The organism is Paraburkholderia phymatum, from assembly GCF_040965635.1.
Lineage (GTDB): Bacteria > Pseudomonadota > Gammaproteobacteria > Burkholderiales > Burkholderiaceae > Paraburkholderia > Paraburkholderia phymatum_B.
Genome location: NZ_JBFRCH010000011.1, coordinates 86619 through 108538 on the forward strand (window position 1 = coordinate 86619; position 21920 = coordinate 108538).

Genomic DNA, 21920 nt, shown 5'->3' on the forward strand with positions numbered 1-21920 from the left:
GATGAGAAAGACGATGCGCGCGCGACGTCATGACTTTTCCCGCAGACGAATCGCAATCGAAGCGATCGAAACGATCGAATAAAAGCGATCGGATAAAATGCGGGCCCACTCGTTATTTCCCGAACCAACGGAGCGTATTCAGTGATTCAACCGAGCAATGCATTCAAGGACAACCTCGCGCAATTGCCGGGCATCGACGGCATCGAGCGCATCGATCTGGTCGACGGCAAGGGCACCATCGTGGCAAGCATCGAGAACAAGCCGGGCAAGCAGGGCTCGTTGGCGGTCTATCATTATCTGCGGCAGGCTTTCGGCACGCTCGATGCGACGGCTGTGGAACACGGCCTCGCCGTGTTCGCCGAGCATACGGCCGACGCGCGCAATCGCCCTGGCGCGCACCCGAATGTCGATCGTCTGCTGGACATCGCGGCGGGTGGCGAAGCGCTGCGTATCGACGTTATCGCGGCGGCGTAAGCGTTAGCGGTGTGAAGGAGCACGGACGCGCGTCGGCGGATTGCGGTTCCGTTTGAACTGAAAGGCCGAACGCGTCAGATCAGTCCGAGCGCCAACGCCTTGAGCGTCGCTGCTGCACGCGTCGAGCACTCCAGTTTGCGAAAGACGCTCTCGACATGCGTGCAGACCGTGCTCGGACTCAACGCGAGATCGCGCGCCGCTTCCTTGTTGCTCGCGCCGCGCGAGATTTCGCGCAACACGTCGACTTCACGCTTCACTGGCGTGAACAAAGCCGTCGCGGGACATCAGCTGTTACCTGTCGAACGGATTCCCCGCCTCGCGCAAGCGACGCATTCCGCTGTCCAGATGTGCACGCGCGCTTTCCTTGTCGCCCAGCCTCATCTGTTCATAGGTGCGTTGCGCGACGTCGTGCGGCACGGACTTGAGCGGGCGGTTGCTTTGCATTGCCTTGAGCTGCACTTCGGCGGCTCGTTCCAGATAGTACAGATCGTCCCACGCTTCGGCGATGCTCGCGCCCGCGACCATCACGCCGTGATTCTTCAGGAAGACGATGTCCGCGTCGCCCATTGCGTTAGCGATGCGATCGCCTTCCGAATTGTCGAGCGCGAGGCCGTTGTAGTGCTCGTCGACGGCGGTGCGGCCATAGAACTTCAGCGCGGTCTGTCCGAGCCACAATAGCGGCGGACCTTCGATCAGGCACAGCGCGGTCGCGTTCGGCATATGCGTGTGAAATGCGGCCTTCACGCGCGGCATCGCGCGATGCAGGCGCGCGTGGATATAAAAGGCAGTCGCTTCGGGCTGGCCGTCGCCGTCGATCACGTTGCCATCGAAATCGCAGATCAAGAGCCGTGACGCCGTGATCTCCGAAAACGCAAAGCCATACGGATTGACGAAGAAAAGATCTTCGTGCCCCGGCACGACAGCCGAAAAGTGATTGCACACCCCTTCTTCGAAGCCGTATTGCGCAGCCAGCTGAAAGCAGGCCGCGAGTTCGACGCGAGCGGCGCGCACGGCGTCCGAGTCGAGCGTCGTGCGGCGCGAGACAGCCGTGGTCCTGACGTTGAGCGTATGAGCCATGAAGAACGATCCTCTTGCCTTTGAAGTTCACCAGCCGATATTCACCAGCCAAGCGATGAAAAGAGCGGCGGCACACGGTCGAGCGTCGGCACTGTCGCGTCGGGCGTGTAGTCGGGCAAGAGCTTGCGCCCCGTGCCGCGATCGATCCACACACATCGAAAGCCGATATCGCGCGCGGCCGCATGATCCAGATGCGGGCTTGCGCAGATGTGCACCACGTCGTCGCGCGATACGCCGAGCTGTTCGTGAGCATAGTCGAAAAGCCGGCGGTCCGGCTTGTACGCACCCGCTTGCTGCGCAGTGATCACACGGTCGATATGGCCGCCGAGTTGCGCGATGTTGCCGGCGATCACGTCATCGTCGGTATTCGACACGATGCACAGACGATAGCCCTTTTCCTTCAACGCGCGCAACGACTCGACCACTTCGGGAAACGGCGGCATCGCGGAGATGTGGTCGGTGAGCGTGCGGATATCGTTATCGTCCACGCGCAGCTTGAATTCGCCGAGCGCGATACGCAGTGCTTCTCCCGCGACTTCGCGAAAGTTGCGATGAGGCGGCGTCTGTTCGAGCGCATGCTCGTGCCTGTCATAGACGGCGATCAGTGCGCGCGGATCGATCGCCGACGCGCCCTTGCTGGCGAGTATCGCGGCGACGGCGGCCTGCAAGCCTTTCCCATTGAATCAGCGTGCCGTAGCAGTCGAAGGTCAGCCACGCGGGGCGAGGTGTATTGTCGATCGACATGGTTCGTTCCTTTGCTGAGGCGTTATAGATGAACAACAGGCTAAGTCGCGCGACGGTTATTGGGAAATTAAATTAAAATGTCACCGTCAGTGGAAACATAAATATGGGGTGCCAGCCATGCTCGATCTCGATCTGTTGAACACGCTCGTGTGCGTCGTCGACGAGGGCAGCTTCACGCGGGCCGGCGATCGCGTGCATCGCACGCAATCGACCGTCAGCCAGCAGGTGCGGCGTCTCGAAGAATTGGTGGGCCGCACGCTGCTTCTTAGAGACCGCACGGGCAACCAGGTGACGGCGACGGAACACGGCGAACTGCTTGCGCAATACGCGCGGCGTCTGATCGCGCTGTCGCAGGAAGCACAGGACGCGCTCGCGAGCGATGCATGGCGCACGCCGATCCGAATCGGCGTGCCGGAAGATTTCGACGCGAAGCGTATGGCGTCGATTCTTTCAGGCTTCGTCAGGGAAAGGCCGGAAGCGCGGCTCGAAACGGTCGCGGGCATGAGCGCTGATTTGCATCGCAAGCTGTCGAGCGGCGAGATCGAAATTGCGCTCGTCAAGCGCGAGCCGGGAAGCGGTCAGTGCCTTGCGTCATGGCCCGAGTCGCTCGTATGGGTGCGCGGCCGCGAGGTCGAAGTGCCCGACGAGGGCGGCGAGCCGATTCCGCTCGCGCTCTTTCCGCAAGGCTGCGTCTATCGGCTGCGCGCGATCCGCTGCCTCGACCAGGCGCAGCGCAGCTGGCGCGTGGCGTTCGGCAGTCACAGCCTGACGGGCATTCAGGCGGCGGTGGCCTCCGGCCTGGGCGTTACCGTGCTGCCGACGACAGCCGTTCTTTCCGAGCACAGTGTGTGCTTCGACTTGCCGCGTCTGCCGCCGACGGAGCTTGCATTGATCGGCGCGGGCGGCACGATGAATGCTACGCAGTCCGCGTTGGTGGATTTCCTGCGCGAAGCGGTGACGATCTAGCCGCTTGCGGCGAAACGACCTTGCGAACCCTTCGCCTATTCTTTCCGTATGGCAGGTCACGCTGCCGACGATTCGAAAGGGGACGCTCATGGCTGTACTGCAAGGTTTCGTCGGATGCATCGGCAATACGCCGCTCATCAGGCTCGCAGCGCTCAGCAAGGAGACCGGCTGCGAAATTCTCGGCAAGGCCGAATTTCTCAATCCGGGCGGTTCCGTGAAAGACCGCGCTGCGCTCTACATCATTCAGGACGCCGAGCGGCGCGGCGCGCTCAAGCCCGGCGGCACGGTCGTCGAAGGGACGGCGGGCAATACGGGTATCGGCCTCGCGCATATCTGCGCGGCGCGTGGCTATCGCTGCGTGATTGTGATTCCCGATACGCAATCGCCCGCGAAAATGGAGCTTTTGCGCGTTCTCGGTGCGGGGGTGCGGCCCGTGCCCGCTGCGCCGTACAAAGACCCGAACAACTATCAGAAGATCGCCGGACGTCTCGCGCAGGAAATGGACAACGCGATCTGGGCCAACCAGTTCGACAACGTCGTGAACCGGCAGGCGCACTACGAGACGACGGGCCCGGAAATCTGGCGCGATACGGCGGGCAAGGTCGATGCGTTCGTGTGCTCGACGGGCACGGGCGGAACGCTCGCCGGCGTGAGCCGCTTCCTGAAAGAAAAGAGCCCCGGCGTGCGGATCGTGCTCGCCGATCCGCATGGCAGCGGGCTCTACAGCTTCGTGAAGACGGGGGAAATCAAGGTGGAAGGCAACTCGATCACCGAAGGCATCGGCTCCTCGCGCGTCACGGCGAACCTCGAAGGCACGGCAATCGACGACGCCTGCCGCATCGACGATCAGGCATGCGTGACGATCGTGTACCGGTTGCTGCGCGAGGAAGGGCTGTATGTCGGCGGATCGACGGGCATCAACGTTGCGGCGGCCGTGTCGCTCGCGCGGCAGATGGGGCCGGGTCATACGATCGTGACGCTGCTGTGCGACCGCGGTGAGCTGTATCGCAGCCGGCTGTTCAATCTCGAATGGTTGAAGGAAAAGGGGCTGACGCCGGGTTGAGCGCCTCGGCGCTCCGAGAGGACGCAACGCACCGCGACGCGATGCAATGCAATGCGTTGCCGGTATCGGCTGGCGCAGGGCATGCAGCCCCGCATCATGCTAACGACGCCAACCTGCTTTTCACCCGCGAGCGAACTATCCTGAAGGGATGCAGCCGAACTATTTTCTCTCTCCGTGTGTTCGAAAGGAGGTGCGCCATGTCAATGTCTGCAACGCTCGAGGACTGCCTGCGCAACAAGGGCTCCCGGTATGAACTCCTGCGCCATCCGTACAGCCATTCCAGCATGGAAACGGCGGCGGCCGCCCACATTCCCGGCGATCGTCTTGCGAAGACCGTGCTGTTTGAAGACGAGCAAGGCTATATCGCCGCCGTGCTGCCGTCGACCTATGCGGTGAGGCTATCCGAGCTTTGGTCGAAAACGGGGCGCCGCCTTTCGCTCGCCAAAGAAATCGATCTGCGTGAACTGTTCAAGGACTGCGAATACGGCGCGCTGCCGCCCATATGCGCCGCCTATGGCATGAAAACCTATCTCGACGAAAGCCTGGCACGTCAGCCGGACGTCTACTTCGAGGCGGGCAATCATGAGGAACTGGTGCACATGGACGCCGAGCAGTTCCTCGCGCTAATGGACAGCGCGGAGCGCGCGCATTTCGGACGCCGGATGCACGGGATGACCGTGTGAGTGCAAGCCCCTCGGGGCAGATGTCCGTCCGCCGGACGCGGCTGGCGATGCGGCCAGCCGCTGCCCGGCGTTATCTTTTCATCGCCAGCCATACCCGTAATAGCGCGGCCGATAAACGGGCCACGTAGCCGCGTACTGTGCGGGCACGACCTGCTGCACGACAGGCGGACTCACATAGACGGGCTGATACACGGGTACGTACTGCACGGGCGGGGGCGGCTGATAAGGCTGAAAGACGACGGTGCCGGGCTCTTCGGCAGGTTCGTCGTAGGCGGGCGCCTGGGCGTACATGGGCGCGGGCCGATAGCGCGGCCGTGGCGCGGGCGCGTACTGCACGGGCGCTGCTTCGTCGTCATACGCCGGCTGGGTTTGCAGCACCTGCTGCGCCACGCGCGGCTGACTGACGCGCCTCACCTGGGCGGCGTCGTCGCCGGGCGCGCCGGGCGGCAACGGCGGAGGCTGCTGCACCGAGGCTTTCGACGTTTGCTTCAGCTGTTCCTTCAGCGACGCATACGTCTCGGCGTCCTCCTTCGCGCGGGCGTTGTAGCCGTTGTGATAGGCGTCGCTCAGATCCTTGAGGCGCGCCTTGTTTTCGTCATCGGAGGTCATCTGCTCTTCGCCCGGATCGAGCGATGCATTGCTGACGCCCCCATTGTCATAGGCCGATTTCGGTCCATCGGCCCACGCTGTAGCGGACAGCAGGGCCGGGACCAGGGTCGCGGTCAAGGCCGCGGACCCCAGCAATGTCCTGATTCTCATGGTTGTTACCTCGCCTGTGGTCGTACACGGCAAACGCAAGTCAATGCCAATGTCCCGTTATGCTCCCCGATCGCGATCCGCCTCCCTGCGGAAACATCCCGAAACGCTTCATGCCGCGCCCTCGTAGTTGCGCACTATCAGGGCTTCCACCAGGCGCCTCATAGGGCTTGCCTGGCTTCATCCAGACGGTCAGCATGATGTGATTGAAGTTGCCAGCATTCGCCCGCCCGAGATGCGCTTTAGCACACATAGCGCTTCAGATAATCGGATGAAGAAAGCGAGGCGAGTGTGAGCGGGAAATGCGGCACGTGCGCGGCATTGCGCGGCGTCGGGCGCGGAAGGAAGAATGGATGGAGTCCGCACTGCGTGTTCGACATGGCCGTGTCCTCGACAGTCGAGCCATGCTGGTGCGCGCCAGGGCAATCAAAGCGGCGAGAGGACGCCGCCGCGAGCGTCAGCGATGCACAGGACCGGGCGTGACCGTCAGACCCGCGCCAGCGCTTCGGCATCGACGATGCGAATCGTCTTGCCGTTCGCGTGGACGAGCCACTCACGCTGGAACTTCGAGAACATGCGGCTCACGGTTTCGAGCTTCATCCCGAGATAGCAGCCGATTTCTTCGCGCGTCATGCGCAGATGAAATTCGGCATCCAGGAATCCGCGCGCCTTGAAGCGAAGCGACAGATTGAGGAGGAACGTCGCGACGCGCTGCTCGGCCGTCATGGTGCCGAGCAGCATCATCTGACTCGATTCGCGGACGATCTCGCCGCTCATCATCTGATAGATGTGATGCTGCATCGACTTCATCTCGCGGCAGAGCGCTTCGAGTTGCGCGAACGGAATGATGCAGACGACGCTATCTTCGAGTGCGATCGCATCCCAGTTGTGATGACCCGCGCAGACGCCGTCGAGGCCCAGGGACTCGCCCGCGATCTGGAAGCCCGTCACATGCTCGCGCCCATCGCGATGCATGACCACCGTCTTGAACGAGCCGGCGCGCACCGCGTAGATGCTCTGGAACGCATAGCCGGAGCGGTAGAGCGTCTCGCCGCGCTTGACGGAACGCGTCGAGCAGATGATCGAATCGAGTTTGGCCAGATCGTCGACGGTCAACCCGGGCGGCATGCAGATGGTCCGCGTCGAACAGGCGGAGCAGCGGGTCGCGCGCACTGGCGCCGGCTGCACAGGCCGGATCAGCACGACTTTGGGGGCGCGCGTCATCGGGTGGTCGGATACTCGAGCGGGTGCGGCAAGGATGCTCAACTCCTGTTCATTCACGAGCGCGCGCGGCGCGACTGTGCGATGGCCTGAATGGCGCGGCAGGCTGCATCGAATTCGGCTGTCTTGTCGAAGAAGAAGTCAGCGCCTGCCGCCGCGCACGCATCGCGAAATGCGCGCGCAGTGTGGTTCGTCAAAACGATCTTGATGATGGCGGGTCGAGCGCGGGAGAGCGCTCAGATGAGCACGAGGCTGCTTCCCCCGGCGAGGCGCACGTCCATCACGACGACATCCGGGTGCGACTCCAGGATGCGTTCCAGCGCTTCGTCCGCATCTTCGCCTTCGCCCGCGATCTCGACACCGGCAATCGCGCCGAGCAGGCGCGCCAGGCGTCGCCTGACCTCGATCGCGTCGTCGACGAGATAGACCTTCGATACGGTAGTTGATGTGGCGGCATCCATGGCGACCAGTATCGACGGATGTATCCCAAATAAGTATCGGCGGCGCTTTAACCGCACCCAGGAGGTTCGGCAGGCATTATAGGAAAACTCATACAAGCCGGATGACGTGCTCGCGCCTCTAACCCGCGAGTCCATGCCGTCTCGATGAGCGTATGCTGGTCTGGATGGCGTTGACCTGTATCAATCGGGAATTCGGTCGCCGAAGGACACTGTCGTCGCACGTGGGCGACATTGCCCATGTCGGGCAAAGGCGTGCGCATTTCGGGGAGATTCATCATGTATCAACGGATACTGGTTGCGATCGACGGCAGTCCGAGCGCACAACGCGCGCTCGGCGAAGCCGTGAAGCTCGCGCAACTGTCGGGCGGCACGATCGAGGCGCTGTGCGTGCTGGATCGCGGCAAATGGCCCGCTGAAGCGAATCCGCTCAATGCCGAGCCCGGACCTGCCGGACTCGCGAACGACGCGGCTACCGCTGCGCTCGCCGTAGCGGAGCGGATGTTCGAGGAAGCGGGCGTGCGCGGCAGCGTGCGGGCGATCGACGCGTATGCGGAAAACGTGTCCGCCGTGCTCGCGCGGGTCGCGGACGAATACGAAGCCGATCTCATCGTGATGGGCACGCACGGGCGGCGCGGCGTGCAGCGTTTTCTGCTCGGCAGCGTGGCGGAATCGCTGGTCCGGTCGACGGACATACCCGTGCTGATCGTGCGCCACGATTCTTCCGGGCATTCGCCGTCTGAGGCCTGAAGCGGGCGGCTTGGCGCGGGCCGCGAAGCGCGGTGACACTGCGCGTACGCGATTGATCTGGATCACGAATGCATCGGGCAAGGCGCTTAAGCTGAATGCAGATGGCGCCTTGGAATGCGCCTGAACGGAGAACCCGCCATGTCCGCGCAAAGCAGAATCCTCGTGGTGTATTACTCGCGCAGCGGCACGACGCAGCGCATCGCGGAGTCGCTTGCATCCGAGTTGGGCGCCGACGTCGAAGCGATACGCGAGCCGGGCGGACTTGCGGCGCGTGCGGGGGCGCGCGGCTATGTGCGCTCGCTGATCGATGTGCTGTGCCACCGGCAGGTCAAGGTGATGCCGCGCATACGCGATCTGTCTGCATACGATGCCGTCATTGTCGGCTCTCCCGTGTGGGCGAGCCATGCTTGCGCGCCCGCGCTCGCGTGGCTGAAGCAACATGGCGCGGCGATCCGGCATCTCGCGCTGTTCTGCTCGCTGGGCGGGAGCGGCAGTGAGTCCGCGCTGGAGCAGATGGCGAAGGCAGCGGGCAAATCACCGCTGGCCACTTGCGCGATCACGGCTCGCGATTTGCAGCGGCGCATCGACGGCACGATACGGCAAGCGTTCGGGCTCAAGATCAGGCACAAGCTGGCGAAACTGCACGAGGCCGAATGGATGGCTTAGGGCGCGCATAGGGAAGCAGGGGAGCGCGCTGAATGAGCGATCGGAGCGGTGGGTCGCGTCACGTTTAATCAACAGGCAGTTTCGTTTCAACGTCCACGAGCACATCAAGGAGATTCACCATGTACAAGAAGATTCTGGTTGCCGTAGACGGCAGCCACACATCGAAACAGGCGCTGCAGGAGGCGGTGAAAATGGCGGCGCTGACGCATGGCACCGTGCATGCCGTCTATGTCGTCGATACGACGCCGCTCTTCAGTTACGCCGGCTATTACGATCCCGTCGTGTTGACGGAGGGGTTGCGCAAGGACGGCGCCACTGCGCTCGAAGGCGCCAAAGCAGCGTGCAAGCAGTCGGATGTGGATTGTGCGGTCGAACTCGTCGAGACGGAACGTCTGAGCGACGACGTCTCACAGACGCTGCAACATTGCGCCGAGCGTATCGGCGCCGATCTCGTCGTGCTCGGGACGCATGGCCGCAGGGGCGTCAAGCGGATCGTGCTGGGCAGCGTCGCCGAACGATTCGTGCGGTTTTCGCGGTGTCCCGTGCTGCTCGTTCGCGGCAGCGAAGAAGAAGCTGAAGCGTGAAAGCCCTCTCGATGGATATGATCGCGCGAGCCTGATTGCCGAAGCTTCGTCAGCCAGCGCGTTTCCGACTTATGGCGCCTGTTCCACCTCGGGCGCGCGGGCGAGCAGAACGGGCGTATCGGCGAGCCGCAGCGTACGCGCCGCGACGCTGCCCATGAACCAGCGCGCGAGGCCACGCCGTCCATGCGTGCCGACGACGAGCAGATCGGCGTTCCAGCGCTGCGCATCGCGCACGATCGCGTGCGGCACATCGTCGTTGGCGCGGTTCGTCTCGATCAAGGCCGTTTTGGCCGACCATCGATGTTCAGCGAAAATGCGCGTGGCCAGTTCCAGCACTGTGCGCCCCTCTTCGAGAAAGGCGTTTTCGAGCACGTCGACGGGCGCGAAATCGAACAGGTGTACCGCGCGGTCGAGTACGTAGACGGCGCGCAGTTCCGTATCCTCCACGGCAAACTGAAGGCCCATGCGCAATGCGATGAGCGAATGCACGCTGCCGTCCAGCGCGAAGACGATTCGCCCGGGACGCCTGTTGGTCGGCACTCGACTGTTCTCGGGCACGAGCAGCAGCGAACAACCGGTGCGCTGCGTGACGGGCTCCGACACCGTTCCTTCGACCCAGCGCAACAGCCCATGATGATGCCGCGCGCCCATCACGACGAGATCCGCTCGCCAGCGCGCCGCGATGTCGAGCAGCGCTTGAACGGTATCGCCATTGCGCTTCGATAGCTCGACGAGTTCGGTTTCCGGCCGCGCGTCTGAAAACATCGCCTCGATTGCATCGAGCGCGGTGCGCGCGTCCTGAAGCAGTTCGTCGCGTGCGGCGGCCAGGACGTTCCGGGCCTTTGCGCCGAGTGGAAACAGCGTGTGCGGATTTTGTACGACGGAGACGAGCGCAATTTGCGTTTCGCCGGCGAACAGCGCATTCACATACTCGGCGGCGCGCACGGACGCCTCGGTGCCATCGACGGCCAACAGAACACGCTGAAACGCACGGCCCGGCACAGGGTTGTTCGAAGCAACTGGATCGATCATGGCGCTCTCCGCGATGGCAAACGCAATACAGGCCGATTGTGCTACCGATCCGCGTTGCCCGGTTGATCATGATTGACGCACTTGCTGTTCGAAGGCGTGAAGGAAGCGCGAGCCCACCTGAGCTGCGCGACCGTCATGCCATTGATGTGACGACTAAAGCCTTCTACTTTTTCTTCACGACGCTGCTGTGACGATTGTTCGGCGATTCCTGCCAGTCAATTCGTATCGAGCCGCTTTATCGCGGGAGATGAGGTGTTTAGATTTGCTCCATCGCCGGGGCGGACGGTCATGAAAACCCGTTTGTCCTGTCCCTATGTATCGCACAAACTTGAAGGAAGACGATATGAGCAGGCTCGCAGGTAAGGTCGCGGTGGTCACGGGCGCTTCGAAGGGTATCGGAGCGGGTATCGCGAAAGCGCTAGCGGCAGAGGGCGCTTCCGTGGTCGTGAATTACGCAAGCAGCAAGGCGGCCGCCGATGCCGTCGTCGCCGGCATCACGGCCGCAAACGGCAAGGCAGTCGCGGTTCGCGGTGATGTGTCGAAAGCAGCGGACGCGCAAGGCATCGTCGATGCCGCCATCGAAACGTATGGGCGACTCGATATCGTCGTCAACAATTCAGGCATTTACAAATTCGCGCCGATCGAAGAGATCACGGAAGAGCATTTCCACAAGCAGTTCAATACGAACGTGCTCGGTGTGCTGCTCACGACGCAAGCGGCCGTAAAGCACCTCGGCGAAGGCGCGAGCATCATCAACGTGAGTTCGGTGGCCAGCAGCATCACGCCACCCGAGACAGCTGTGTATAGCGGCACGAAAGGCGCCGTCGACGCGATCACGGGCGTGCTCGCGCGCGAGTTGGGTCCGAAAAAGATTCGCGTCAACGCGATCAATCCGGGCTTCGTCGTCACGGAAGGGACACACGACGCCGGCATCGTCGGCTCGGATTTCGAAGCGATGGCGCTCAGCCAGACTCCGCTCGGCCGTGCGGGCCAGCCGGACGATATCGCATCGATCGCCGTGTTCCTTGCGTCCGACGACTCGCGCTGGTTGACGGGCGAACATCTGATCGCAAGCGGCGGCATGCGCTGAGCGCGATTGCTCTGCATGGCCCGGCCTGGATCGACGCGGTCCGGCCGGGAGGCTTGATCGGCAGTCGTCTCACGCGGATCATCGAAGCACTGTCAGGCCAAAGGATACATACGTCCTTTGGCTTTTTACTTTGTGCCCAAACCATTTCGCTGTGACGTCAACGCTTCGCTTTCTGAAGCACCATCGGACCCGCATTCGAACGAGAACCGCAAAAGAACGCAACCGAATGTTGCAGCAAGAATCGGATGGCAGCGAGGTAGGCCGCTCGATATGTTCGTATCCAGGTGAAGCAATCCTGCTTCTCCGTAATCAAGCACAGCAAGGAGTCGAACATGTCGAAGGAAGATGACAACAAGGCGATCGTAGGCCGCTGGTTCACCCGCTTCTGGGGCGAGGAGTGCGATCTCAGCGTCGTCGACGAGATCGCAGCGCCGGACATGCTGCTCAAATATTCGCTGCACGAGCCGCGCCGTGGCCGCGAAGACATCAAGGCCTTCATGACCGGTTTCCGCAACGCGTTCCCGGACCTCAACTTCTGGGGCGCCGCGGATCTCATCGCTGAAGGCGACTTCGTCGTCGGCCGTTGGGAAGGGGGCGGCACGCATACGGGCCCCGCATTCGGCGACTTCCTCGCGGGAACGTTGCCGCAGGCATCGGGCCGCAAGATGCACTTCACGGGCACCACGGTGCTGCGTCTGAAGGACGGCAAGATCGTCGAAGAAGTCGGCCTCGATGACGGTGTGACGGCACTCACGCAACTGGGGCTCATCAAGACCGTTTGAACGCGTGGGGCGGGCGTCGTCGGTGCGGACCGACGGCGCCGCAATAAAGGCCATGCAGTGCGTTGCCGTGCGCGTTAGCCGTGTCGATGAGACAGCAAGAAACGGAGTGTGTCTGTCCGTTCGCTGCGGGAAATTTGGCATGTCGTCCAGACAGGAGTTGAACCATGCTGCCATTTCTCGCGCTTCATGCTCTCGCGGCTCAACGTGGTGATGGACTGCGCCCGGAGCTGCTTGCCTTGCTCGAACGCCACGCCCGAACAGAGGCGTCTCTTCGCGCCAGCATCGAATCCGACGACGCACCCAGGAGCAGCGACGAGTCTGTCGATTCAGCCGCAAGCGCGTCCGATAGCTGACTGACCAGCGCACGGTCGCTGCATCGGCGAAAAGCGGATGCGGCGACCCCACCTTCCCGACCCAACGCTCATCCCTCGCGCCGTCCACACGACCATTCGCGACGCAATCCGCACGGTTCGTCGCATGCCTGTCGAAAGCCCCCCGTCCGCCGCGCAGACTGCCGTCATCGAATTCGCTGATCCTGCCGGGGAGAGCCAGCATGCCTGCCATCATTGCCGTGCATGTCGCCACAGCAATCCTTTCTGTCATACTCGGAACAACCGTGTTTTTCGCCGAAAAGGGGACCACGCGCCACAAGTGGCTCGGCCGTCTGTGGGCGGCAGCGATGTTTGCGGCCGCGCTCAGTTCGTTCGACATTCGCGAACTGAACCCCGGACATTTTTCGTGGGTGCATGGGCTGTCGCTGCTGACGTTCGTCAGTGTCGGGCGCGCGATCTGGGCGATACGGCAAGGCAACGTTCGCGGCCATCGGCTCGCGATGCGCGGGTCGTTCATCGGTCTCGTCGCGGCGGGACTCGCCGCGGTGGCGACGCCGCATCGTCTGCTGAATGTCATCGTGACGGGATGGTTCGCATGATTCCAGGCAGTAACGTCAAATTCCCCGATGCGTACGCCGACTCGCCCGCACCTGCGAGACAGTTGCTGGCCGACTATGCGCGCGAATCGGTGATCGTCGTGATCGGCAACGCGGTGATCGCTGCCGGCCTGACCGTCGTCGGCATGGGCAAAGGCTTGGCGGAAAACCTCGTCTTCAGCGAGTCGATCGGCCTGTCGATCATGCTGCTGCTCCATGCCGCGCGCTTTCGACTCCAACGCAGGAACGCGCTCACCGCGCCGAGGCTCGCCGTGGCGATGGCGGTGTCCATCGTGGCGGGCGCCGCAATCGGCCGGGTGATCGCGAGCGCGCTGCTGGGGCACGACATCGGCAAGGCATTTGCGCCCAAAGACATCGCGACGACGGGCTGGATCGCGCTCGTCGCGACGCTGCTCGTCACGTGGTATGGCTGGTCGCGTGCCCGCATCGCGGGACTGAGCGAGCAGGTTGCGCGGACCGCGTGGCTCCAGGAGGCCGCCGAAAAGACTGCGCTGCGCGCCCGCTTGCAGGCGTTGCAGGCGCAGATCGAGCCGCATTTCCTCTTCAACACGCTCGCGACGCTCGACAGCCTGATCGTGTCCAATCCTCCGCGCGCACGCGAACTGCTGGGCAGTCTCAACCGCTTTTTGCGGGCAACGCTGGAAGCATCGCGCACCGAAAGCGAGACGCTCGCCGACCAGTTCGCGGTGCTCGAGTCGATGCTGGCCGTGCACGCAATGCGCCTCGGTCCACGGCTTGCGTACTCGCTCGATCTGCCCGCCGATTGCGCGAACCTCTCCGTGCCACCGATGCTCCTGCAACCGCTCGTCGAAAACGCGTTGAAGCATGGCATTCAGGTTGCGGTCGCCGGCGGCCGGGTCGAAGTGCGAGCGCGGCGTGTCGAACCGCACGTCGAGCTCGCCGTGACCGACACGGGACCGGGCTTCGGCGCGACGCCCGCTACGCAGGGCACGGGCATCGGACTCGCGAATGTGCGCGACCGGCTCGCGGCGCTGTATGGCGAACGCGCGTCGCTGACACTCATCGAAAACGTGCCGCACGGCATCGTCGCGAGAGTGCTGCTTCCGCTCGAACATGCCGAAAGACGCGAGAGGGTTTGAATCGATGAAGACGCGCCAGCCACGCACAGCCGTATCGAACGCAGGCGCGCGACCTTCGCCGGAGATGCGTCGCGCGCCGACTGCGTTGATCGCCGAAGACGAGCCGCCCATTGCCGCCGCGCTTCAACGGGAACTGACGGCGGCATGGCCCGCGTTGCATATCGTCGCGACCGTCGATAACGGCCGCGATGCAATCGAGCGTATCGGCGCATTGCAGCCGGACATCGCGTTTCTTGACATTTCGATGCCGGGCGCGACGGGCCTCGATGTCGCGCGCGCATGTGCGAATCTCACGTCGCCTCCGCAGATCGTGTTCGTGACGGCATACGACCAGTACGCGTTGGACGCGTTCGATGCCGCCGCCATCGACTATCTGCTGAAACCCGTCGATGCGTCGCGTCTCGCGCGCACGGTCGAGCGTCTGCGCGCGCCGTTTGCGCGCCCGCCGATGGACGCGACGCCCGCCAGCGACGTGCACGCGGATCTGCAGCGCGTGCTTGGCCAACTGGAGCAGATCACGCGCAGCGTCCAGCTCGACAGCCGCTCGCAGGACGGCGCGCGAATCGCGCAAAGCGCGCCGCTGCGCTATCTGCGCGCATCGAGCGGGAGCGACATCAGGATCGTGCCTGTGGAGGAAGTGTTGTATTTCGAAGCCGCCGACAAATACGTCGTCGTCACGACGCGCACGGGCGAACTGCTGATACGCACGAGCCTCAAGGAGCTGTGCGCGCAACTCGACCCCGCGCGTTTCTGGCAGGTACATCGAAGCACGGTGGTGAACGTCGATCAGGTGGAAAGCGCTACCGTCAGCACGCTGGGAAAAATGTCGCTGAAGCTGCGCGGTTACGCTCGCGCAGTCGCTGTGAGCAAACAGTACGCGCATCTGTTCAGGCAAATGTGACGGCAGCGAAACTATTAAAGCCACTAAAGCCGCGGCCCGATTCATGCTAAGGGCGCGCGATTGCGCCCGGAAATCAGCATCTATACGCACATCGGATAGTTGCGACGGCACCCGGCGTAAGCTGGTTGCAAAGTCTCGCGGGCATCGGTCCGAGCCCTGCCCCGGCCCCGCATCGGCGACCAAAGCGAATCGAAGCCTGTCTCGCCGCGCGTCCCGCCATCAAGCTCCGTTGACAGCGCCGCTCATCTGCAGCGCCGCGCGGGAGGCACTACACTTGCTGAATTGACCTGGTTGCCCGCTGCGGCACCCGTCGTGCCACAGCACACTCTGCAAAGGAGTCGTCGCTCATGTCACAAGTCACACCCAAGTCCCCGTCCGATCTCGACCAACTTGCGATCGACACGATCCGCACGCTATCGATGGACGCCGTGCAGAAGGCCAATTCCGGCCACCCCGGCACGCCGATGGCGCTTGCACCCGTCGCCTTCCATCTCTGGCAGAACCATCTTCGCTACGACCCCGACGCGCCGTTGTGGCCGAACCGCGACCGCTTCGTGCTGTCGGTGGGGCATGCGTCGATGCTGCTGTATTCGCTGCTGCATCTCGCGGGCGTGAAGGCCGTCGATGAAGACGGCAAGCCGCTGGACAAGCCCGCCGTCTCGCTCGACGACATCAAGCAGTTTCGCCAGCTCGACAGCGTGACACCCGGACACCCGGAGTACCGGATGACGACGGGCGTCGAGACGACCACGGGCCCGCTCGGCCAGGGGCTCGGCAACAGCGTCGGCATGGCGATGGCCGCGCGCTGGCACGAGGCGCACTTCAACAAGCCGGACGCGTCGCTCTTCGACTACCGCGTCTACGCGATGTGCGGCGACGGCGACATGATGGAAGGCGTATCGCATGAAGCCGCTTCGCTGGCAGGGCATCTGCGGCTCTCGAACCTGATCTGGATCTACGACAGCAACCGCGTGACGATTGAAGGCCACACCGATCTCGCGTACAGCGACGACGTCGAGTCGCGTTTTCGCGGCTATAACTGGCACACGCTGCACGTCGACGATGCCAACGATGCGCACGCGCTCGAAGCCGCGATCAACGAAGCGAAGGCCGTGACCGACAAGCCGACGCTGATCGTCGTGAAGAGCATCATCGGCTGGGGCGCGCCGAACAAGCAGGACACGGCGTCGGCGCACGGCGAGCCGCTCGGCGAAGAGGAAATCAAACTGGCGAAGCGTGCGTACGGCTGGCCCGAGGATGCGCAATTTCTCGTGCCCAATGGCGTGCGCGAGCACTTCGCGCAAGGCCTGGGTGTGCGCGGCAAGGCGGCGCACGACGTGTGGAAGCAGCGCTTCGACGAGTATGCGAGAAAGTATCCGCAGCTTGCGAAGGAGTTCGATCAGATGCAGGCGTCCGCACTGCCGGAAGACTGGGACGCGGACATCCCCACGTTCGATGCGGACGCGAAGGGCATCGCCACGCGCGAGTCGTCGGGCAAGGTGCTCAACGCGATCGCGCAGCGCGTTCCGTGGATAATCGGCGGCGCGGCGGACCTCGCGCCGTCGACCAAGACGAACCTGAAGTTTGAAGGCGCGGGCAGCTTCGAGCACGACAACTACGGCGGGCGCAATCTGCACTTCGGCATTCGCGAGCACGGCATGGGAGCCGTGTCGAACGGTCTCGCGCTGTCGGGCTTGAGGCCGTACGCGTCGACGTTCCTGATCTTCAGCGATTACATGAAGCCGCCGATCCGCCTGTCGGCGATCATGGAAGTGCCCGTGATCTATGTGTTCACGCACGATTCGATCGGCGTCGGCGAAGACGGCCCCACGCACCAGCCGATCGAGCAGCTCGCGTCGTTGCGCGGCATTCCCGGCTTGACGACGCTGCGTCCCGCCGACGCGAACGAAGTCGCCGAGGCCTGGCGCGTCGCGCTCTCGCATCCGCACGTGCCCGCGTGCATCGTCGTGACGCGCCAGCCGCTGCCCACCTTCGACCGCAAGAAGTACGCGTCCGCCGAAGGCGTGCGCCGCGGCGCCTACGTGCTCGCCGACGTGCCCGCCGGCAAGAAGCCCGATGTGCTTCTGCTCGCGACGGGCAGTGAAGTGTCGCTGTGCATCGCTGCGTACGAGGCGCTGAAGTCCGAGGGCATCAACGCGCGCGTCGTGTCGATGCCCTCGTGGGACGTGTTCGAGCAGCAGGACCACGCGTACAAGGACTCGGTGCTGCCGCCCGACGTGCACCCGCGCGTGGCCGTCGAGCAGGCCGCGACGCTCGGTTGGGACCGCTACGTCGGCCGGCTCGGCTCGCAGATCGTGATGCATACGTTCGGCGCGTCGGCGCCTCTCAAGGCGCTGAAGACGAAGTTCGGCTTCACGCCCGAGCGTGTCGTGGACGAAGCGAAGAAGCAGATCGCGCGTTGCAAGTCCGGCAACGTCAAGGAGTGACACATCATGCAGATCGGCATCGTGGGACTGGGCCGCATGGGCGGCAACATCGGCAGGCGGCTGATGCGCGGCGGCCATCAGTGCGTCGTCTACGACCACAATCCGCAAGCGACAGAAGCGCTCGCGAAGGAAGGCGCAACGGGCGCAAGCGACCTGGGCGATCTCGTCGCGAAGCTCGGTGCGCCGCGCGTCGTGTGGCTGATGCTGCCAGCGGGCAAGATCACCGAGGACACGCTCGCGGACTTGCAGCGCATCCTCACGGCCGACGATGTCGTGATCGACGGCGGCAACAGCTTCTACAAGGACGATATCCGCCGTGCCGCGCAGCTTCGCGAGATGGGCGTGCATTACGTGGACGTGGGCACGTCGGGCGGCATCTGGGGACTGGAGCGCGGCTATTGCATGATGATCGGCGGCGACGACGCGATCGTGCGGCGCATCGATCCGATTCTCTCGGTGCTGGCGCCGGGGCGCGGCGAGATTCCCGTCACGCCCCATCGCGACGGACGCGATTCGCGCGTCGAGAACGGCTATATGCACACGGGCCCCGTCGGCTCCGGACACTTCGTGAAGATGGTGCACAACGGCATCGAGTACGGGCTGATGCAGGCGTACGCCGAAGGGTTTCATATCCTGAAGCACAAGGATGTGCCCGAGTTGCCCGAAGAAGAGCGCTACACGCTCGATCTCGCCGATGTCGCCGAAGTGTGGCGGCGCGGCAGCGTGGTGTCGTCGTGGCTGCTCGATCTCACGGCGGGCGCGCTCGCGCAGGATGGCCAGCTGGACCATTACTCGACGGAAGTCGCTGACAGCGGAGAAGGGCGCTGGACCATCGAGGCCGCGATCGAGGAAGCGGTGCCCGTGCAGGTGTTGTCGGCGGCGCTCTATACGCGCTTCCGCTCGCGCGACGCCGAGTCGTTCCCCGAACGCATGCTGTCCGCGATGCGGTTCGGCTTTGGCGGGCACAAGGAATTTCCCGTCAAATAAGCAGCAGGTGAATGTGAAGCTGTGAAGCGAAGCCCGCGATATCTGTCGCGGGCTTTTGCTTCGCTTCCTTTTTCATGCCCACGACTATCGGCTGCCGCGATGATTTGAATTCGAAATCGCGATTTTTATTTCGCACCAGGCGCTCTTAGCATTGACAGCGTAGTGAATCCGGCAACGGGTAGAGCGGCTGTCATTGCGCGTTTGTGCTCGCGCCGTTGCCACCGGGGCAATCACAGGGAGGCATCGATGGAGCACAAAGCTCGCACCCAGAACGAAAAGCTCGAAGTCAAGACGACGACCTGCTACATGTGTGCGTGCCGATGCGGCATCCGCGTGCATCTGCGCGATGGCGAGGTGCGCTACATCGACGGCAACCCGGAGCATCCGCTCAACCAGGGCGTGATTTGCGCGAAGGGCTCGTCGGGCATCATGAAGCAGTACTCGCCCGCGCGCCTCACGCAACCGCTGCTGCGCAAACAGAACGCGCCACGCGGCAGCGCGCAGTTCGAGCCCGTCTCATGGGACGTGGCATTCGACATGCTCGAAAAGCGTCTCGCCCATCTGCGCGCGACGGACCCGAAAAAATTCGCGTTCTTCACCGGACGCGATCAGATGCAGGCGTTGACGGGCCTGTTCGCGAAGCAGTTCGGCACGCCGAACTATGCGGCGCACGGCGGCTTCTGCTCGGCGAACATGGCGGCGGGCATGATCTATACGATGGGCGGCTCGTTCTGGGAGTTCGGCGGTCCCGACCTCGATCGCGCGAAGCTGTTCTTCATGATCGGCACGGCCGAGGACCATCACTCGAATCCGCTGAAAATCGCGATTTCGAAGTTCAAGCGCGCGGGCGGCCGCTTCATTGCGATCAATCCGATTCGCACCGGCTATGCGGCGATTGCCGACGAGTGGGTGCCGATCCGCCCCGGCACGGACGGCGCGCTCTTCATGGCGCTGATGCGCGAGCTGATCGAAAGCAATGCATATGATCGCGAGTTCGTCGAACGCTATACGAATGCGGGCGAATTGCTGGACATGCGCCCCGACAGCGACACGTACGGTCTTTTCGTGCGCGACGAAGCGGCCGACGTGAGCAATCCTCTCTTTCCGCAGAATCATATGTGGTGGGACCCCGCGAGCCAGCGCGCCGTGCTGCATCACACGAAGGGCGTGCGGCCCGCGCTCGAAGGACACTATGCGCTTGAGGACGGCACGCCCGTCGCGCCGTCGTTCGAGTTGCTGCGCGAGCAGGTGGCCGGTTGCACGCCGGAATGGGCATCGAAGATCACGGGCATTCCCGCCGATACGATTCGCCGTCTCGCGCACGAAATGGCCGATGTCGCGTGCGATCACAAGATCACGCTGCCGATTCAATGGACGGACGCATGGGGCGAAACGCACGAGACCGTGACGGGCGCGCCGATCGCCTTTCATGCGATGCGCGGGCTCGCCGCTCATTCGAACGGCTTTCAGTCGATACGCGCATTGGCCGTGCTGATGTCGCTGCTCGGCACGATCGACCGGCCGGGCGGCTTCCGGCACAAGTCGCCGTATCCGCGCGCGGTGCCGCCGTCGGCAAAACCGCCGAACAGCCCCGACAACGTGAAGCCGAACACGCCGCTCGCGAACGGTCCGCTCGGCTGGCCCGCCGCCCCCGAAGACCTGTTCATCGACGACAGCGGCGAACCCGTGCGCATCGACAAGGCGTTCTCGTGGGAATATCCGCTCGCCGTGCATGGGCTGATGCACAGCGTGATCACGAACGCGTGGCGCGGCGATCCGTATCCGATCGACACGCTGTTGATCTTCATGGCCAACATGGCATGGAACTCGTCGATGAATACCGTTGAAGTCCGCAAGATGCTCGCGGACACGCACGAGAACGGCGAGTACAAGATTCCGTTCATCGTCGTGTGCGATGCGTTCCAGTCGGAGATGACGGCATTCGCCGACCTGATCCTGCCCGATACGACATACCTCGAACGCTATGACGCGATGTCGATGCTCGACCGGCCCATTTCCGAATTCGACGGCCCCGTCGATTCCGTGCGCGTGCCCGTCGTGCCGCCGACGGGCGAATGCAAGCCGTTCCAGGAAGTGCTCGTCGAACTGGCGAGCCGCCTCAAGTTCCCCGCGTTCACGACGCCGGAAGGCAAGAGCAAGTATCGCGACTACCCGGACTTCATCGTCAATCACCAGACGGCGCCGGGCTCGGGTGTCGGCTTTCTGATCGGCTGGCGCGGCAAGGACGGCGACAAGGCGCTCGTCGGCGAGCCGAATCCGCGCCAGTGGGAAGAGTACGCGAAGCACAACTGCGTCTATCACTACACGCTGCCCGAGTCGATGCAGTACATGCGCAACTGCAACGGGCCGTATCTGGCGTTCGCGGTCGAGAAGGGCTTTCGGAAGTTCAACGAGCCGATCGTGATCGCGCTCTACTCGGACGTGATGCAGAAGTTCAGGCTCGCCGCGCAGGGCAAGACGAAGGGACGCCAGCCGCCGGATCATTTGCGCGCGCGCATCGAGCAGTATTTCGATCCACTGCCGTTCTGGTATCCGCCGCTCGAACACGACACGACCGATCACGCGCAGTATCCGCTCGCGGCTGTCACGCAGCGGCCGATGGCGATGTATCACTCTTGGGACTCGCAGAATGCGTGGCTGCGCCAGATACATGGCGAGAACTATCTGTACATGAATCCGCGCACGGCTGCGGCGCAAGGCATCGACGACGGCGGCTGGATCTACGTCGAATCGCAATGGGGCAAGGTGCGCTGCATTGCGCGCTATAGCGAAGCCGTCGAGCCGGGCACCGTGTGGACATGGAATGCGATCGGCAAGTCGGCGGGCGCGTGGAATCTCGGACCTGACGCGAACGAATCGCAGCGCGGCTTTCTGCTGAATCACCTGATCGCGGATGAGATTCCCGTCAACAGTGCGAATCACCCGCGCACGTCGAACTCCGATCCAATCACGGGCCAGGCCGCGTGGTACGACGTGCGCGTGCGCATCTATCCGGCCGAAGCGGACGCCGATCATACGCTGCCGCAATTCGCGCCGATGCCTGCGTTGCCGGGCGTCGTCGGCGGGGCAGCGGGGGGCATGATTCATCGCATCGTGCAGACGTATTTCGCGGGACGCGGCGAGTTCGCCGCGCGTCTGCGCAAGGCTGCCGAGCGTAGCTGAGCGCAAC

At 63.5% G+C, this 21920-nt stretch carries 21 protein-coding genes and 3 pseudogenes; 16 read left to right on the top strand and 8 right to left on the bottom strand.

Annotated features, from left to right (window positions below):
* Window positions 1-141: 141 nt before the first annotated feature.
* Window positions 142-474 carry a DUF2322 family protein gene (locus AB4Y32_RS20285; protein WP_368723058.1) on the top strand — a complete coding sequence of 111 codons (333 nt, stop codon included), beginning with the start codon at window positions 142-144 and terminating at the stop codon, window positions 472-474.
* Between the two features lie 74 nt (window positions 475-548).
* On the opposite strand, the pseudogene AB4Y32_RS20290 reads toward AB4Y32_RS20285, so the two are convergent.
* The 3 genes and pseudogenes from AB4Y32_RS20290 to AB4Y32_RS20300 form a co-directional block, all read right to left on the bottom strand.
* Window positions 549-725 (bottom strand): annotated as a pseudogene (locus AB4Y32_RS20290) (response regulator transcription factor); the annotation flags it as partial.
* A 40-nt stretch (window positions 726-765) separates the two neighbouring features.
* A complete protein-coding gene (locus AB4Y32_RS20295) occupies window positions 766-1551 on the bottom strand; it encodes an aldolase (protein WP_368723059.1) in 786 nt (261 codons plus the stop codon).
* A 41-nt stretch (window positions 1552-1592) separates the two neighbouring features.
* Window positions 1593-2295 (bottom strand): annotated as a pseudogene (locus AB4Y32_RS20300) (haloacid dehalogenase type II).
* 117 nt (window positions 2296-2412) lie between these two features.
* On the opposite strand from AB4Y32_RS20300, the gene AB4Y32_RS20305 reads away from it, so the two are divergent.
* From AB4Y32_RS20305 to AB4Y32_RS20315, 3 genes are all read left to right on the top strand, one after another.
* Entirely contained in the window at window positions 2413-3261 is an 849-nt protein-coding gene (locus tag AB4Y32_RS20305) for a LysR substrate-binding domain-containing protein (protein ID WP_368723060.1), read from the top strand.
* 88 nt (window positions 3262-3349) lie between these two features.
* A complete protein-coding gene (locus AB4Y32_RS20310; protein ID WP_368723061.1) occupies window positions 3350-4324 on the top strand; it encodes a cysteine synthase A in 975 nt (324 codons plus the stop codon).
* A 197-nt stretch (window positions 4325-4521) separates the two neighbouring features.
* Window positions 4522-5007 carry an aminoacyl-tRNA deacylase gene (locus AB4Y32_RS20315; protein WP_368723147.1) on the top strand — a complete coding sequence of 162 codons (486 nt, stop codon included), beginning with the start codon at window positions 4522-4524 and terminating at the stop codon, window positions 5005-5007.
* 78 nt (window positions 5008-5085) lie between these two features.
* Here the strand turns inward: AB4Y32_RS20315 and AB4Y32_RS20320 are convergent, their stop codons facing one another.
* From AB4Y32_RS20320 to AB4Y32_RS20335, 4 genes and pseudogenes are all read right to left on the bottom strand, one after another.
* The gene (locus tag AB4Y32_RS20320; RefSeq protein ID WP_368723062.1) at window positions 5086-5733 is read right to left on the bottom strand and encodes a hypothetical protein; all 648 of its coding nucleotides are present in this window, start codon (window positions 5731-5733) and stop codon (window positions 5086-5088) included.
* Window positions 5734-6005: 272 nt separating this feature from the next.
* Window positions 6006-6143, bottom strand: coding sequence for a hypothetical protein (locus tag AB4Y32_RS20325; RefSeq protein ID WP_368723063.1), 138 nt, complete (start codon window positions 6141-6143; stop codon window positions 6006-6008).
* 106 nt (window positions 6144-6249) lie between these two features.
* A complete protein-coding gene (locus AB4Y32_RS20330) occupies window positions 6250-6987 on the bottom strand; it encodes a helix-turn-helix domain-containing protein (RefSeq protein ID WP_368723064.1) in 738 nt (245 codons plus the stop codon).
* 53 nt (window positions 6988-7040) lie between these two features.
* A pseudogene (locus tag AB4Y32_RS20335) lies at window positions 7041-7445 on the bottom strand (response regulator).
* Between the two features lie 276 nt (window positions 7446-7721).
* Between AB4Y32_RS20335 and AB4Y32_RS20340 the strand changes: the two are divergent.
* The 3 genes from AB4Y32_RS20340 (at window position 7722) to AB4Y32_RS20350 (ending at window position 9442) form a co-directional block, all read left to right on the top strand.
* Window positions 7722-8192: a universal stress protein gene (locus tag AB4Y32_RS20340; protein WP_368723065.1), complete on the top strand. Its 471-nt coding sequence runs from the start codon at window positions 7722-7724 to the stop codon at window positions 8190-8192.
* Window positions 8193-8330: 138 nt separating this feature from the next.
* A complete protein-coding gene (locus AB4Y32_RS20345) occupies window positions 8331-8858 on the top strand; it encodes a flavodoxin family protein (RefSeq protein WP_368723066.1) in 528 nt (175 codons plus the stop codon).
* Between the two features lie 119 nt (window positions 8859-8977).
* Entirely contained in the window at window positions 8978-9442 is a 465-nt protein-coding gene (locus tag AB4Y32_RS20350) for a universal stress protein (protein WP_368723067.1), read from the top strand.
* Window positions 9443-9511: 69 nt separating this feature from the next.
* Here AB4Y32_RS20350 and AB4Y32_RS20355 read toward each other — a convergent pair whose 3' ends face one another.
* The gene (locus AB4Y32_RS20355; RefSeq protein WP_368723068.1) at window positions 9512-10474 is read right to left on the bottom strand and encodes a universal stress protein; all 963 of its coding nucleotides are present in this window, start codon (window positions 10472-10474) and stop codon (window positions 9512-9514) included.
* 343 nt (window positions 10475-10817) lie between these two features.
* Between AB4Y32_RS20355 and AB4Y32_RS20360 the strand changes: the two genes are divergently transcribed.
* The 9 genes from AB4Y32_RS20360 (at window position 10818) to AB4Y32_RS20400 (ending at window position 21913) form a co-directional block, all read left to right on the top strand.
* Window positions 10818-11564 (top strand): SDR family NAD(P)-dependent oxidoreductase, encoded by a 747-nt coding sequence (locus AB4Y32_RS20360; protein ID WP_368723069.1) that lies wholly within the window; start codon window positions 10818-10820, stop codon window positions 11562-11564.
* A 332-nt stretch (window positions 11565-11896) separates the two neighbouring features.
* The gene (locus tag AB4Y32_RS20365) at window positions 11897-12346 is read left to right on the top strand and encodes an ester cyclase (protein WP_368723070.1); all 450 of its coding nucleotides are present in this window, start codon (window positions 11897-11899) and stop codon (window positions 12344-12346) included.
* Between the two features lie 164 nt (window positions 12347-12510).
* On the top strand, window positions 12511-12699 hold the full coding sequence (locus AB4Y32_RS20370) for a hypothetical protein (protein ID WP_368723071.1): 189 nt from the start codon (window positions 12511-12513) through the stop codon (window positions 12697-12699).
* 200 nt (window positions 12700-12899) lie between these two features.
* On the top strand, window positions 12900-13277 hold the full coding sequence (locus AB4Y32_RS20375) for a DUF2306 domain-containing protein (RefSeq protein ID WP_368723072.1): 378 nt from the start codon (window positions 12900-12902) through the stop codon (window positions 13275-13277).
* On the top strand, window positions 13274-14395 hold the full coding sequence (locus tag AB4Y32_RS20380) for a sensor histidine kinase (RefSeq protein WP_368723073.1): 1122 nt from the start codon (window positions 13274-13276) through the stop codon (window positions 14393-14395). The genes AB4Y32_RS20375 and AB4Y32_RS20380 overlap by 4 nt, the downstream gene beginning before the upstream one ends.
* Before the next feature lie 4 nt (window positions 14396-14399).
* A complete protein-coding gene (locus tag AB4Y32_RS20385) occupies window positions 14400-15296 on the top strand; it encodes a LytR/AlgR family response regulator transcription factor (RefSeq protein WP_368723074.1) in 897 nt (298 codons plus the stop codon).
* Window positions 15297-15643: 347 nt separating this feature from the next.
* Window positions 15644-17743 carry a transketolase gene (gene tkt / locus AB4Y32_RS20390; protein ID WP_368723075.1) on the top strand — a complete coding sequence of 700 codons (2100 nt, stop codon included), beginning with the start codon at window positions 15644-15646 and terminating at the stop codon, window positions 17741-17743.
* 6 nt (window positions 17744-17749) lie between these two features.
* Window positions 17750-18730, top strand: coding sequence for a phosphogluconate dehydrogenase (NAD(+)-dependent, decarboxylating) (gene gnd / locus AB4Y32_RS20395; protein WP_368723076.1), 981 nt, complete (start codon window positions 17750-17752; stop codon window positions 18728-18730).
* Window positions 18731-18976: 246 nt separating this feature from the next.
* Window positions 18977-21913 carry a molybdopterin oxidoreductase family protein gene (locus AB4Y32_RS20400; RefSeq protein ID WP_368723077.1) on the top strand — a complete coding sequence of 979 codons (2937 nt, stop codon included), beginning with the start codon at window positions 18977-18979 and terminating at the stop codon, window positions 21911-21913.
* Window positions 21914-21920 lie beyond the last annotated feature (7 nt).